The organism is Streptomyces yaizuensis, from assembly GCF_034961445.1.
In the GTDB taxonomy this organism is placed as follows: domain Bacteria; phylum Actinomycetota; class Actinomycetes; order Streptomycetales; family Streptomycetaceae; genus Streptomyces; species Streptomyces yaizuensis.
Window position 1 is genome coordinate 383,659 of record NZ_BSBI01000004.1, and the last position, 14,296, is coordinate 397,954.

6 protein-coding genes and 4 pseudogenes are annotated in these 14,296 nt (G+C 71.2%); 4 read left to right on the forward strand and 6 right to left on the reverse strand.

The annotated features are described in order from the left end of the window. Positions 1-6: 6 nt before the first annotated feature. Positions 7-744, forward strand: a pseudogene (locus tag SYYSPA8_RS12610) (enoyl-[acyl-carrier-protein] reductase FabV); the annotation flags it as partial. Between the two features lie 311 nt (positions 745-1,055). Here SYYSPA8_RS12610 and SYYSPA8_RS12615 read toward each other — a convergent pair. The 6 genes and pseudogenes from SYYSPA8_RS12615 to SYYSPA8_RS12640 all read right to left on the reverse strand — a co-directional run bounded on the left by SYYSPA8_RS12615 (position 1,056) and on the right by SYYSPA8_RS12640 (position 6,202). Then, the gene (locus SYYSPA8_RS12615) at positions 1,056-1,877 is read right to left on the reverse strand and encodes an SDR family oxidoreductase (protein ID WP_323447393.1); all 822 of its coding nucleotides are present in this window, start codon (positions 1,875-1,877) and stop codon (positions 1,056-1,058) included. A 138-nt stretch (positions 1,878-2,015) separates the two neighbouring features. Continuing rightward, a pseudogene (locus SYYSPA8_RS12620) lies at positions 2,016-2,354 on the reverse strand (RidA family protein); the annotation flags it as partial. A gap of 552 nt (positions 2,355-2,906) precedes the next feature. Further along, a complete protein-coding gene (locus SYYSPA8_RS12625) occupies positions 2,907-3,401 on the reverse strand; it encodes a hypothetical protein (protein ID WP_323447192.1) in 495 nt (164 codons plus the stop codon). Between the two features lie 178 nt (positions 3,402-3,579). Then, on the reverse strand, positions 3,580-4,569 hold the full coding sequence (locus tag SYYSPA8_RS12630; RefSeq protein ID WP_323447193.1) for a thiolase family protein: 990 nt from the start codon (positions 4,567-4,569) through the stop codon (positions 3,580-3,582). After that, a complete protein-coding gene (locus SYYSPA8_RS12635) occupies positions 4,566-5,921 on the reverse strand; it encodes a cytochrome P450 (protein WP_323447194.1) in 1,356 nt (451 codons plus the stop codon). The genes SYYSPA8_RS12630 and SYYSPA8_RS12635 overlap by 4 nt, the downstream gene beginning before the upstream one ends. After that, positions 5,918-6,202 (reverse strand): acyl carrier protein, encoded by a 285-nt coding sequence (locus SYYSPA8_RS12640; protein WP_323447195.1) that lies wholly within the window; start codon positions 6,200-6,202, stop codon positions 5,918-5,920. The genes SYYSPA8_RS12635 and SYYSPA8_RS12640 overlap by 4 nt, the downstream gene beginning before the upstream one ends. A 551-nt stretch (positions 6,203-6,753) precedes the next feature. On the opposite strand from SYYSPA8_RS12640, the pseudogene SYYSPA8_RS12645 reads away from it, so the two are divergent. The 3 genes and pseudogenes from SYYSPA8_RS12645 to SYYSPA8_RS12650 all read left to right on the forward strand — a co-directional run. After that, positions 6,754-11,409, forward strand: a pseudogene (locus SYYSPA8_RS12645) (beta-ketoacyl synthase N-terminal-like domain-containing protein); the annotation flags it as partial. 907 nt (positions 11,410-12,316) lie between these two features. Continuing rightward, positions 12,317-12,460, forward strand: a pseudogene (locus SYYSPA8_RS38350) (alcohol dehydrogenase catalytic domain-containing protein); the annotation flags it as partial. A gap of 186 nt (positions 12,461-12,646) precedes the next feature. Continuing rightward, positions 12,647-14,296: an SDR family NAD(P)-dependent oxidoreductase gene (locus tag SYYSPA8_RS12650; RefSeq protein ID WP_323447196.1), complete on the forward strand. Its 1,650-nt coding sequence runs from the start codon at positions 12,647-12,649 to the stop codon at positions 14,294-14,296.

The window sequence follows — 14,296 nt, forward strand, 5'->3', positions numbered from 1 at the left end:
GGCCTGGCGGTCCTCAAGCCGATCGGCTCGCCGCACACCACCAAGACCCTCGTCTTCGACGAGCACGGTGCCCCCGAGGTCAAGGAGGTCACCACCGCGCCGGCCGAGGGCGACGACATGGAACAGACCGTGGCGGTCATGGGCGGCGCCGACTGGGAACGGTGGATCACGTTCCTGGCCGACCGGTCCCTCCTCGCCGACGGCTTCACCACCGCCGCCCTGTCCTACATCGGCTCCCCGCTCACCGCGGCGATCTACCGGCAGGGCACCATCGGCGCCGCGAAGTCCCATCTGGAAGCCACCGCACGCACGTTGGACGAGCGCCTCGGCAGGACCGTCGGCGGCCGGGCGGTGACCTCCGTCAATGCCGCTGCCGTCACCCAGTCCTCCACCGCCATCCCCGGCATCGCCCTGTACGTGGGGCTGTTGCGCGGGGTCCTCGGCGACTCCATGGTGGCCCCGATCGGTCAGCTGGTCCAACTCTGGGACCAGCTGACCGGCGCCCGCCCCTTCGACCTCGATGACCAGGGCCGGGTCCGCCTCGACACCTGGGAACTGGCCCCCGCCGTACAGAACGCCGTCGCCGAACGCTGGACCACCGCCACCAGCGACAGCGTCACCGACCTCGCCGACCTCACCTGGTTCAGCGACGAAGTCCGTCGTCTCTACGGCTTCTCCGTCCCCGGCGTCGACTACACCGCCGCCGTCGAAACGGACGTTCCCTGGCCCACCCTCACCAGCTGACCCGCGCCAGAACGCCCCCGATCGCTTGGTAGGCCCAGGTCGCTGCGCCAGCGCTGGTGACCTGGGCCGTTGATGCGTCCCGGCCGTCCTGACCGCGACGGATGACGTGTCCGATGAAGCGGCTGGAGATCGCCGTGGGCGGACCGGGCCGAGGCCGCGGCGCGATGCCGATGAGGACGACCTGCTGGGGACCGGGACCGGCGACGTCCGGCCCCGGGTGTCCGGCGTCCGGCGCACTGCCGTGTCCCGCTCTCCGCCACCTGTCGGCGATCTACCGGCTCATGGTGCAGGTGACCTGTCGAGGGGCCGTCTCAGGCGCCGAACGCCGCCCGGGACACCCCGTCCCAGCGCTCCCACTCCTCGATGCGCGAGGCGTACTCGGCCCGGATCACGTCGAGGGGCCCCTTGCCGAAGAAGATGCGCAGGGGCGGCTCGTCGGCGTCGACGACGGTGAGGATCGCCGCGCGGGTGGCGGTCGGCTCACCGCGCACTCCGGCCGGGCGCTGCATGGCGGCGCGGAAGCCGTCGTAGGCGGGCAGGGGTTCGGCGTGGACGGCGGAGGGCCCGGCCCAGTCGGTGGCGTATCCGGCGGGTTCGACCAGAGTGACCTTGACGCCGAAGTCCCTGACCTCCTTGGCGAGGCTGGCGGTGAATCCCTCCAGGCCGAACTTCGAAGCGTGGTAGACGCCGAGACCCGGCAGGGAGAAGACGCCGGCGATCGAGGAGACCTGGATGATGTGCCCGCCGCCCTGGGCGCGCAAGTGCGGCAACGCGGCCTGGGTGACCCACAGCGGTGCCAGCAGATTCACGTCGATCTGCGCCCGGGCCTGTTCCTCGCTGATCTCCTCGACCATGCCGAACAGGCCGTAGCCGGCGTTGTTGACGACGACGTCGAGTCGGCCGAAACGGTCGACTGCCCGGCGCGTAGCGGCATGGACGGCCGCCCGGTCGGTGACGTCCAGCCGGATCGGCAGCAGGTTGTCGCCGTGGGCGTCGGCCAGGTCGTCGAACGCGCCGGGGGTACGGCTCGTCGCGGCGACGCGGTCGCCCCGTTCCAGGGCGGCTTCGGCCCACTGCCTGCCGAAGCCCTTGGAGGCTCCGGTGATGAACCAGGTCTTCGTCTTCGTGACCATATCGGGCTCCTGTGCTCCTGGGTGTCGGTGGGTTCCCGCGGCCGGTGCGGGGTGAGCGGTGACGGGGGCGCGCGTGGGGATGACGGCCAGGCCGTCGACCTCGATGAGCCATTCGGGCCGGCCGAGCGCCTGGACACCGACGAGCGTGCTCGCCGTGCGGGGCCAGTCGCCTCCGAAGGCCCGCCGGCCCGCCGCGAAGATCGGCTCGATCAGTTCGGGGCGGTGCCCCACGACGTGGATGGTGTTCTTCAACAGGTCGCGCGGGCCGCAGCCGACCGCGGCCAGTGCGGCGGCGAGATTGCGGAACGCCTGCTCGGCCTGGGCCGCGTGACAGTCTTCGCCGACGAGCCGGCCGTCGGCGTCCAGGGCGATCTGTCCCGCGATCGCGACTATGGATCCCGAGCGGGCGATCGCGAGATGGTGGTAGAGACCGCCGATCGGCGGAGCCAGCGCGGGCGGGTCGACATGTTCGATCACGGCCGTGTCCTCTCGTCGGGGGTGCGGTCGGGCAGCGCGAACAGCCGGGCGAGCGGCTTGGCGGCGTATCGGCGTATCGGCGCGTCCAGGCGGCGCGCGAGCGCACGACGACCGTGACCTGTGCCCCGTACCGCGTCGGCCGGCAGCCGAGCGCCGGGCCGGCGATGCCGGTGCCGGTGCCGGAGAACGGCGTCTTGATTCGGGGCATCGTTCACCACCTCAGGTCTTGGTCATTGACCAATTTCTGCGTCCCAGTAAAGTTGGTCGGCGACCAAATATCAACCGCGTGAGCCGATGCCGAGCAGAGGGATCCCCCACGCGACGGCTTGATCTTCATGAAGCCGGTGAACGGCAGGGCGAAGCCGGAGCGTTGGGCGGCGTCGGCGATGCGCTGCGGAGGAACGCCGGTTCGGCCAGGCCATCGACGCCGCACCCGGGCTGCCAGGATGTGCCGCGAGACGGGTTCCCGGGGCAGCGACACCGCCGCGCTGACCGCCGTGCGGCGTTGCGTACAACGCGTACCGTTCACGGCGGGGCTGAAGCCGGGTCGGGCTACGCGCCGGCAGCCCACGGTGTGGAGATGCGACGGTGCGGAGCCAGTAGGTGCAGTCCAGCCTCGGCCATCCTGTTCATGAGCGCGGCAAGTACCTGCCGGGCCTGGCGCTCGGTGACGCGATGCAGGACCCTGTCGTCCGCGTACCGCTCGAACCAGATGCTCGGGAACTCCCGCGCCATCCGCCTGCCCGGCTTGCAATCCGGAGTGCGAAGAACAGGGTGCAGCCCGGTCCACGGGGCTGATACGGCCGCAGCTGCCACGCGGGTACCGCGGGGCGAACCGCACCCGGTCTCGGCATCCGGCGTCACGCTGGCTTTGTCGTTCGCTCCGTCGCCGACCCAGTTGGCAGCGTCGGCGAAGGTGTGACGCGGGCCTCCGAAGGAGATGGCCTCGTTGAGTTCGAGGATGCAGTTGTTGTGGACCGTCACGGAGCTGGTCATGTCGTTGAAGGAGAAGCTGTCGAGCCATTCGAACGAGGCGTCATATTTCACGTCGTCCTTGCCCCGGTCCGCTCCGATCTTGAGGAGGAGGGATGCTCCCCTGTAGGAGGCGTGCTCGAAACAGCAGAGGTATGGAGATGCTCACAAGAACAGTGGTGATGTCCGCCGCCGCACCCTCGTCCGGCAGACCCGGGCGGACCCGCGCACCGAGTGTCTGCTGCTGGGGTCGCTACGTCCGGACGATGAGGCAGGTGGCGGTGTAGCCGGCTCCGACGCTGACGAGGAGGATCCGGCTGTCGGGCGGGGGTGGCCGGCTGACGATGTCGGCGAGGTTGGCGAGGAGGTCGCCGGCACCGAGGTGGCCCGTGCGGGAACCGTGTGTCTGGATCTTGTCCTGAAGGGGAGCGGGGAGAGCCGAGCGGACGGTCCAGTCGATGAACGTGTGGCCGAGGCGGAGCGGGAGGACGGTGAGCAGAGTGGGCGCGTCGGGGCTGAGGCGCGCGTCGTCGAGGGCGTACTGGACGGCTTGTTCGACGCAGTGCCGCATGCGCTTGAGGACGTCCTGGTTACGGAAGGCCGAGCCGGGCTCATCGGTGATTTCGGGCGGTGGTCCGAAGGGGTCGCGGCCGGGGAACTCGGCTTCGAGCGTGGGGTCCCCGTAGGAGGCGATGGATTCGATGAGCAGGGGACCCGGAGCCCGGGTGAGGACGGCGGCGGTGCCGCCGTCGCCGAGCGGGCCGCCGTCGGAGAGCACGGACCAGCGCCCTTGAGGGATGTCGGTGAACTGGTCGGCGGTGGTGATCAGGGCAGTGGTGACCCGGAGGTCGACCGCCATGGCGTTGAGGGCTGCTTCGATGGCGGCGGCTCCGCCGTTGGACTGCTGTTGCAGGCCGAGGGCCACGGCGTGCTCGGCGCCGACGAGTCGGGCGACGTGGTGAGGCGGATTCCAGTTCCCCGTGCCCTGCTGGTGGACCCAGGCGTGGATGAGGAGGTCGACCTCGCCGGGGGCGATCCCGGCGTCGTCGAGGGCGGCGCGTGCGGCCTCGGCGGCCATCGCCGCGACGGTGCGATCGTGGCAGACGGTCACCTGCGAGAACCCTTCGGCCTCGGCAGCACGACGGCGGATGGTTCCTGCCGCGACGGCTTCCTCCGCCGTGGACGCTGTTTCGGGAAGCCACAGCGCGGCGGCGGAGACATAGTGCGCGGTGTCCGTTCTCATACGGATGTCTCCCTGCGACCGGTACCGGCGGTACTGCTACCGGCGGTACTGCCGGTACCGAAGGTGACGGGAAGAGTGTCCAGCCGGCGGTTGACGGTGCTGCCCGACCAGGTGAGGGAGTCGAGGGGCGCGGCGAGTTCCATGGAGGGGTAGCGGTGGAAGAGGGCGCGCAGGGCGATGAGTCCTTCCAGCCGGGCGAGATGGGCGCCCACGCAGTAGTGGGGTCCGTGGCCGAAGGAGAGATGGGCCGGGGCGTTGGAGCGTCCCGGGACGAGCTGGTCGGGGTGCGGATAGACGTCGGCGTCCTGGCCGGGGGCGGCGAAGGAGAGCAGGACGCAGGCGCCTTCGGGGATGGTCGTGTCGCCGACCGTGACGGGTTCGGTGGTGAAGCGCCACGCGCCGGTGGGCAACGGCGGGTGGTGGCGCAGGAGTTCTTCCACGACGGGCTTGGCGTGCTCGTCGTCCCGGAGCAGGGCGTGGAGCGCTGGAGGGTGCTGGATCAGCCGGGCCGCGCCGTAGGCGATGAGGACGGAGGTGGTTTCCGTTCCGGCGAGGAAGAGCAGTCCGATCATGGCGTGGATCTCCAGGAGAGTGGGCCGGCCTTCCTGGGCGCGTGCGTCGAAGAGGAGGGTGATGAGGTCATCGCCCGGGTCGTTCCGGCGTACTTCCATCATCTGGCGGATCAGCTCGGAATGGGTTCGCTCGGCGGCGCGCATGGGTTCGCTGTCCGGGTGGTCGGGCGCCCCGATACCGATGGTCGCGGCGGTGAAAGGATGACGGAGATGCCCGGGGATGCCCAGAAGATTGCTCATCACTTCACTGGCCACGGGGTGCGCGTACTGAGCGACCAGGTCGCCCGGATCGCACCGGGCAAGGGCTTTCAGCGCATGCTCGGCGGCTGCCTCGATCATCGGCCGCCGCTGTTCCAGAGCCGTGCTGCTCAGGAAAGGCGCTGTCAGATGTCGCAGCCGGTGGTGGTCCGGTCCCTCGGTATTCAGGAGATGGCGTCCGCGTCCGGCTCCGCCGTCCTCGGGGTAGCGGCGGTGACCGACGCCGCCGGAGGGCTCGGGTATCCGGCGCAGATCGAGGCTCAGACGGGGGTCGACGGCCAGTGAACAGACAGCTCCGCGGTCGGTGACGAGCCAGGCGTTCAGCCCACCGGGGAGGACGACCGGGTGGACCGGTCCGGCGGCGGCCAGTCTCCGGACGACGGAAGGGTATGCCTCGTGCGGGAAGGCCGCGTCCACCAGGGGCTGGGCCGCTCCCGCCCGGGGCTGGGCCGCTCCCGCCCGGGGCTGGGCCGCTCCCGCCCGGGCCGGGCAGGCGGCCGGCGGCCGGCCGGCGGAGGTCATGGCCCGGAGCGGAGTTTGCCCGCGACGAGAGCACGCAGGTCACCGACGGTGCGCAGGTCGAAGAGTTCGTCGTCGTCGAAGGTGACGGAGAACTCCTTCTGTGCCCGCGAGATGACCCTCAGCAGCCCGAGTGAGTCCGCCCCTGGCAGATCGAGCAGCAGGTCGTCCTCGCCTTCGGTGAAGGTCTCCGCCCAGGCGAATTCCTGGTCCAGCAGGGTGTGGAGACCCTCCTGAGCCTGTCGTTCCCGTGTCGCCCGGGTCTGCCTCCGGACGCGATTCATATCTCGTCCGCCCCTTCTCCTCCACGGAGGGCTGACCGCGCTGCCCGCGCCGGTGAGGGTTGAGAACGTTGTTGCCCGGGCCATCCCGGGTGTCGACGGGGCCCCGGGTCATTCCGGGTGCCGACGGGGCCCCGGGCCATCCCGGGTGTCGACGGGGCATGTCCGGCGGCCCGTCGTCCTTCACCACCCTACGCTCGCCCATCGGTCTCTCTCATGTCGAGACGGGCCGTGACAGCCCCGTCGGCGCCGCGGCGCCGACCAGTGGCAGACATGGGACCATGAGTGCACACGGCCCCGTACAGCCCGCGCGCACGTGTCACAGGGGCACGCGGAGTCCCGCTCCGTACACCGCTCACACGGGGAATCTCCTTCTACGGGCAGAGCACGTTCCCCGTGGTGAGCGGTGCCTGCGGCCCACATCCCGGCGCCGGTGACCGGCCGGCCCCGGCGGGTGTCGGCCACAGCCGGGCAGGTGGACGAGGCCCCGCCCTGACGGTGCCGCAAGGCGCGGATCGGCTTCCGTGAGGAGGATTCCGATGGGTGAACACCCCATGTCAGGTGAGAGCCGGGGCACTCAGTCCGGGGATGGCGTGGCAGCGGGTGGGCCTGATGCGAACAAGCCTTCAGGCCGGTCACAGGATGCGGTCGCCATCGTGGGGGTGGGCTTGAGACTGCCGGGAGGCATCAGCGGCCTCGACGGTCTGTGGCAGGTGCTGAACGCAGGAGAGAACGTCATCACCTCCGTACCGGCCGACCGCTTCGATCCCGCGCGGTTCCTCGACGAGGACCCGGCGCGGGAGGGGAAGACGTACACCGTCGCCGGTGGATTCCTCGAAGACATCACGGCCTTCGACGCCGACTACTTCGGCATCTCCCCCAAAGAGGCGTCCCGGATCGACCCCCAGCAGCGCCTTCTCCTGGAGTGCGCGGTGGAAGCGCTCGACGATGCCCAGATCGATGCCGCGGCACTGGCGGGTGGTGACACCGCCGTGGCGGTGGGTGCCTCCCACCGCGACTACTTCGAGCTGCAACTGCGCCGGCTCAGGACGTGGAACGCCTACAACATGAGCGGGTCGGCGTTCTGCAACAACGCCAACAGGCTGTCGTACGTCCTCGACCTGCACGGCCCGTCGTTCACTGTGGACAGCGCGTGCTCGTCGGCGCTGACCGCGGTCCACTACGCCTGCGAGGCCATCCGGACCGGACGCAGCGCCCTGGCGCTGGCGGGCGGAGCCCATGTGATGCTCGATCCGGCCGACTTCGTCGGGTTCTCGAAGGCGTCGATGCTGTCGCCGACCGGGCGGTGTCATCCGTTCTCGGCCCTGGCGGACGGATATGTGCGTGGCGAGGGAGCGGGCGTGTTCGTCCTGAAGCCACTGCGTACGGCGCTCGCGGACGGTGACCGGATCGGGGCGGTGATCGTGACGAGCGGGGTGAACGACGACGGAAGGACGTCCGGGCTGTCCCTGCCCAGCGCGACCGCTCAGCAGGAGCTGCTCGACAGCCTCTACACGGAAGCAGGCATCGCCCCCGACCGGGTGGCGTACGTGGAGGCGCACGGCACCGGGACCCCGGCGGGCGACCCGTTGGAGTGTCTGGCCCTGGGGCGGGCGCTCGGCCGCCGCTCGCAGCCGCTGCCGATCGGATCCGTCAAATCGACGCTGGGACATCTGGAGGCGGCGGCCGGTGTCGCCGGCCTGCTGAAGGCGATGCTCGTCCTGCGACACCGGACGATCCCGGCGACCCTGGACGTGCTGCCGCTGAGTGACGAGATCGACTTCACCGGCCTGAACCTGGAACCGGTCGCCGTCCCACGCCCGCTGCTTCTGGCGGAGGACGGGGTGGTGGGAGTGAACTCGTTCGGTTTCGGCGGTGCGAACGCACATGTGACCCTCACCGCTTCCCCCGAGCAGGCACCGGCCGAACCGGTGGCGGGCGAGTGCGCGGAGTTGCCTCTGCTGGTCTCGGGCCGCACAGAGGAGGCCACCACAGAGGCGGCCCGGCGCCTGGCCGACCATCTTGAGACGTCGCCGGACTCGTTCTACGACATCGCCTATACGAGCTGTGTGCGCCGTACCCGGCACGAGCACCGGGCCGTGGTTCTCGCGCCGGATCCGGTACGGGCGGCGGCCGGTCTGCGGGCCCTGGCCGAGGACGGCGAGCCGGCGGCGGGCACCGCCCGGGGCAGCGCCGGGCAGGACGGCAGCGGGGTGGGATTCGTGTTCTGCGGCAACGGCTCCCAGTGGCCGGGCATGGGCCGGGACCTGCTGGATTCGGACGACGCCTTCCTGACCGAGGTCACCCTCGTCGACGGCGAACTCTTCCCCCGGCTGGGCTGGTCGGTCCTGGACGCGTTGCGCCGGCCCGCCCACGAGCCGGAGCTGCGGCGCACCGAGATCGCACAGCCCCTGCTGTTCGCCGTGCAGGGTGGGCTGGTCGCCTCGCTCGCAGCCGCCGGAATCACCCCGGCGGGGGTCACCGGGCACAGCGTCGGCGATGTCGCCGCGGCCTACTGCGCGGGCGCCCTGGACCGGGCCACCGCCTGCCGGATCATCGCCGAACGCAGCAGCGCCCAGGGCAGGACCGCGGGAAGCGGGCGGATGGCGGCGGTGGGGCTCGGAGCGGCGGACGCGGAAGACGTTCTCGCCCCGTACGCAGGGCGCCTGGTGGTCGCCGGGGTCAACAGCTCCGACGCCGTCACCGTCTCCGGCGAGGCGAAGGCGCTCGCGGAACTCGGGGAGACACTGTCGGCACGCGAGGTGTTCTTCCGGGAACTGGCGATCGACTACGCGTATCACAGCCCGGCCATGGAGCCCGTCCGCGAGATCCTTCTCGACTCGCTCCGGGGAGTGGTGGCCCGGCCGTGCCGCGTTCCGATGATGTCCTCCGTGACCGGCGGGCCGGTCGAGGGGCCGGAGGTGGACGCGGAGTTCTGGTGGCGGAGCATACGGGACCCCGTACGTTTCGCGGACGCGCTGGACGCCCTGTTGGAGAGCGGCTGCACGGTCCTGGTGGAGATCGGACCCCACACGGTCCTGGGCCCGTATCTGCGTGATGCCGCCAACCGGCAGCCGGGGCCGGTGACCGTGCTGCCCACCCTTCTGCGCGGCCAGGCGGGACTTCCGCTGGTGCGCTCGACGGTCGCCGCCGTCATGGCCGCCGGCGGCCGCACCGACTGGAATCCGTACTTCCCCGTACGGGGGAGGACCGTGCCCCTGCCCGCCTACCCCTGGCAGCGCGAACGCCACTGGTCGGGCGAGCCCACCTGGTGGGACGAATCGGTCCACCACGACACCCCCGCCGTCCCGGAGCACCCGCTGCTCGGCGAACGCCTGCCCACCCTCGACCCTGCCTGGCACCAACACCTGGAACCCGGCCCCCTCGCCTGGCTCGCCGACCACAAGGTCGGTGCCGCGGTGGTCCTCCCGGCAGCCGCGTACGCGGACATCGCCCTGGCCGCCGGGGAGAACGCCCTCGACGCGGGAGCGGAGGTCACCGGCCTGTCCATCGCATCGGCGCTCACCCTGCCCTTCGACGACCCTGCCATGGACATCCGCGTGCAGACCACCATCACCCCCGGCGGCCGGTGCACCATCGCCGGCCGCAGCGGACCTTCCGGCGTCTGGCAGGAACACGCCCGCTGCCGCATCCAGCGGCGCACGCTGCCGCAGCCACCACCCCTGGACCTGGCCACCGTCCGGGCCCGCACCCCCCGCCGCCGGACAGCGGACGAGCACTACGCCGAATGCGCCCGGGCCCAGCTCCCGTACGGTCCCGCGTTTCGGACGCTGACCGCACTCGCGGCCGGGGAGGGCGAGGTCCTGGCCGATTACACCGCCACCGTTCCCCTGTCCGATCGGTATCCGGCTCACCCGACCCTGCTGGACGGAGCCCTCCAGGCGGGCATGCCGCTGCTGTCCGCCGAAGACGATGACCTCGTGCCTTACCTGCCCGTCGGAATCGACACCGTACGTTCCTGGCAGCGCCTCCCGGACAGCGGCCACATCCACATCATGAGCCGCCCCGCCGACGGCGCCGACCGTATCTGGGACCTCACCATCACCGACGCGGACGGTCACATAGCCCTCCAGGCACTCGGCTGCCGCCTGCGCCGCTTCGACGCCGCCCGGCACTCGGCCCCGTCGCTGGTCACCGAAGTGATGCGGGCCGCCCCGCTGCCGGGCACACCGGCCGCTCCCTCCCCGCTGCCCTCCCCGCACATCACCCTCGCCGCCGCACGTGAACAGATGGCGGAACTCGGTGACGAGCACCTGGAGGACTACCTCCACTTCCGTGCTGCGGTACTGGACATCGCCGCCCACAGCACCACCCGTGCCCTGAAACAGATCCTCGGCCGGGCCGACACGGTCACTGTCCCCGCCGTCATCGCCACCGGGGTCCACCCGAAGCACACCCGCTGGCTCACCGCACTGTGCCGCCTCGCCGCCACCCGCGGAGCCCTCCGACGAACCGGCCGGGGCACCTGGCGGATCACCACCGATCCCGTCCCGGAACGCGTCTTCCAGGAAGCGCTCGCCGATCACCCCTCCATCGGAACGGCCCTGCACCCCACGGCGGTCGGCGGACTCCACATCGCCGACCTGCTCCAAGGACGGCTCGACCCGCTGGAATTCCTCTTCTCCGCCGACAACCTCGCCGGACGCGTCTACGACCACGTCCCCAACGTCCGCTACCAGTACGCGCTGGCCCGCAGCCTGCTCCGGACCGCCCTGGACGGCTGGCCGGCGAGCCGTCCCCTGCGCGTCCTGGAGGTCGGCGCCGGCACAGGAGGGCTCACCGCCGCGATCCTGCCTGTCTTCGCGCCCGAACGCACCCACTTCACCTGCACCGACATCTCACCGGCATTCTTCCCCCGCTGCCGTGAACGGTTCGCCGCCTACGACTTCATCGACTACCAGCGGCTCGACCTGGACCACGATCCCACGGACCAGGGCTTCGCCCCCGCCGGCTTCGACATCGTCCTCGCCGCCAACGCCCTCCATGCCGCCCGCGACCTGAACCGCACCCTGCGCCACATCTCCACCCTGCTGGCGGACCACGGCCACCTCCTGGCAGTCGAATCGCACAACAACGACACCCTGGTCCCGCTTTTCGGCATGCTCGACAGCTATTGGGAAGCTGAGGACACCGACCTGCGCCCGCACGGCCCCCTGCTGGCCTGGCAGGACTGGGGTCCCCTTCTCGAAAACTGCGGATTCGACCCACCCGCGCAGATCGGCGATGTCCACGCCCCCGACCTGCGTGACTTCTCCCTCCTCCTTGCCGCGCGCACCCCCCGGACGGCGACGGCGGCGCCGGGGCGACCGCCGTCACAGCAGCCCGATTCACCGGCCGATCGCCGCTGGATCGTCGCCGCCACCGGCAGAGCCGACGGCCCGAACACCGCCCTCGCCCATGCCCTCGCCGACACTCTGCGCACCACCTTCCCCGGCGGCGCAGACCTCATCGAGTCCGCCGGAGACCCGGACGCGTGGACCGCGGCGATTCCCCCGGGCCCCGGCCCCGTCGGACTCGTCCTCATCGCCGGCGACGAACACGACGGAGCCACCGAGGACCACACCACGCCGAATGCCCTCACCGAGGAGACCATCCGCCAGCTGACAGCCGTCCGCGCCCTCGCCGTCGTCTGCCCGGCACAGCCCCTGCGCCGGGCAGACCGACCCCTGGCTCATCACCCGCGCCACCGGCAACTGCGCCCCGGACCAGCCTCCCGGTGGTGTGGTCTCGGCCGCCCTCTGGGGCGCCGCACGCAGCCTGGCCGCCGAACTCGCCACCGCAGTCCGCCGCATCGCCCTCACCTCCCCTGCGGAGCCACCCGACGAGGGCGTGCTCGGGCCGCTGACCGCGGAACTCCACCACCCCACCGACGAGGACGAAGTGCTTCTCACCGCCGAGGGACGCTTCGTCCCCCGCGCCCAGCACCTCTCGGCCCCCACCCGACGGAGCGGCCACGGCACCGGGTGCTTCACTCTGGACGCCACCGCCCTCGGACCGCACTACGAACTGCACTGGACGGCCATCCCCCGGCCCGTCCCGCCGCCGGGACATGTAGTCGTCGCCGTGGAGGCGGCGGCCCTGAACTACCGGGACGTCATGACCGTGACCGGGATGGTGCCCCGGCCTCCCGGGTTCCCGGGAGACACGACTGTTCCGCTCGGCATGGACTGCGCGGGCACCATTCAGTCCGTCGCCGACGACGTCACCACCCTGGCGCCGGGAGACCGGATCGCCGGCATCGCGATCGGCTGCATCGCCTCCCACACCCTGATGCGCGCCGACCGGCTCATCCGCGTCCCCGACACCCTGCGCAGCACCGAAGCCGCCACCCTGCCCACGGTCTTCCTGACCGTGGAACACAGCCTCGGCCACCTCGCCCACCTGAGCCGCGGCGAAACCCTGCTCGTCCACGCGGGCGCCGGCGGCGTGGGCCTGGCAGCGATCCAGTACGCCCAGCGGGTCGGTGCCACCGTCATCGCCACCGCGGGCACACCGGGGAAACGCGATCTGCTCCGCCTGCTCGGCGTCGAACACGTCCTGGACTCCCGAAGCCTCGACTTCGCCGACCGGATCAGGGAGCTGACCGGCGGCGAAGGCATCGATGTCGTCCTCAACTCCCTTGCCGGAGAAGCCCTCTCCCGCAGCGTCGCAACCCTCAAACCGTACGGGCGGTTCGTGGAGCTGGGGAAACGTGACTTCCTCGCTGACAACCCCCTCCTCCTCGCCCCGTTCAGGAACAACCTCACGTTCTTCGGCGTCGATGTCACCCCCCTGCTCACCGAAGACATCCCCGACAGCGACGTGCTCTTCCGCAAACTGGAGGACGCCGTCCGCACCGGCACCATCCACCCCCCACCGCACCAGGTGTATCCCGCCTCGCACATCCGCGAGGCATGCGAATCCCTCCAGCACTCCCGCCACCTCGGCAAAGTCGTCATCGACCTCACCGACCCCGTCCCCGTACGCGAAGATCCCGCTCAGGGCCCCCTCGACCCGGAGGCGGAGTACCTCATCACCGGCGGCCTGGGAGGCTTCGGTGCCGCCACCGCCCGCCACCTCGCCGACCGGGGCGCCCGCCATCTCACCCTCATCAGCCGCCGCGGCCCCGACGCCCCCGAAGCGGGCGGTCTCCTCACCGAACTACGCCACAACGGCATCAGCGTCACCGCGTACGCTGCCGACGCCGCCGACCTCGACGCCATGACCGGCATCGTCGCGGGCATCGACGCCTCGGGCCGCCGCCTGGCCGGGGTGGTCCACGCCGCGATGGTCCTCGACGACGCGCCCTTCACCGAACTGACCGAGGACCGTCTGCGGACCGTCCTCGCGCCCAAACTCACCGGCGCCCTGGTCCTGGACCGGCTCACCACCGCTCGGAACCTGGACTTCCTCGCCCTCTACAGCTCCCTGTCCTCCCTCACCGGCAACAACCTCCAAGGCGCCTACAGCGCCGCGAACCTGGCGATGGAGAGCCTCGCCCGCCGACGCCGGAGCGACGGCGTGCCCGTACTCGCCTTCCGGTTCGGCGTGATCGCCGACGCCGGATACGTCCACCGCACCCGGACCGCGGGCACGATGCTCGCCCGGGGCATGGCCGGCACCCCCGCCCGCGAAGCCCTCCGGATCACGGACCGGCTCCTCGCCCACCCGCCCGAAGCACTCCCCAGCCACACCATCACCGTCGCCGGCATGGACTGGGCCGCCGCCGGTGACTTCTTCACCACCCTCACCGCCCCGCGCACCGCCGGCCTCCTGCCCCCGCAGGACGACACCACCACCCCCCTCCTGCGGGAACAGCTCACCCACGCCGACGACGGGGAAGCCGCCGCTCTCGTGGAGGACGCCCTGCGCGACCTTCTCGCCACCACCCTCCGAACCACCCCCGACCACATCCACACCAACCGCCGACTCGACCACATGGGCATCGACTCCCTCATGGCCACCGAACTCAGCACCGCCGTCCGCCGCACCTTCGACTGCGAAATCCCGCCCGTCGAACTCACCAACGCGGCCGACCTCACCGCCCTCACCCACCGCATCCTCACCCGTCTCAACCGTCGGCAGGACCCCACCTGA

What these genes read in the sequence shown, in the direction of transcription:
- SYYSPA8_RS12615 (WP_323447393.1), bottom strand. Translation starts at nt 1,877, where the DNA reads ATGGTCACGAAGACGAAGACCTGGTTCATCACCGGAGCCTCCAAGGGC.
- SYYSPA8_RS12630 (WP_323447193.1), bottom strand. Translation starts at nt 4,569, where the DNA reads ATGAGAACGGACACCGCGCACTATGTCTCCGCCGCCGCGCTGTGGCTT.
- SYYSPA8_RS12635 (WP_323447194.1), bottom strand. Translation starts at nt 5,921, where the DNA reads ATGACCTCCGCCGGCCGGCCGCCGGCCGCCTGCCCGGCCCGGGCGGGA.
- SYYSPA8_RS12640 (WP_323447195.1), bottom strand. Translation starts at nt 6,202, where the DNA reads ATGAATCGCGTCCGGAGGCAGACCCGGGCGACACGGGAACGACAGGCT.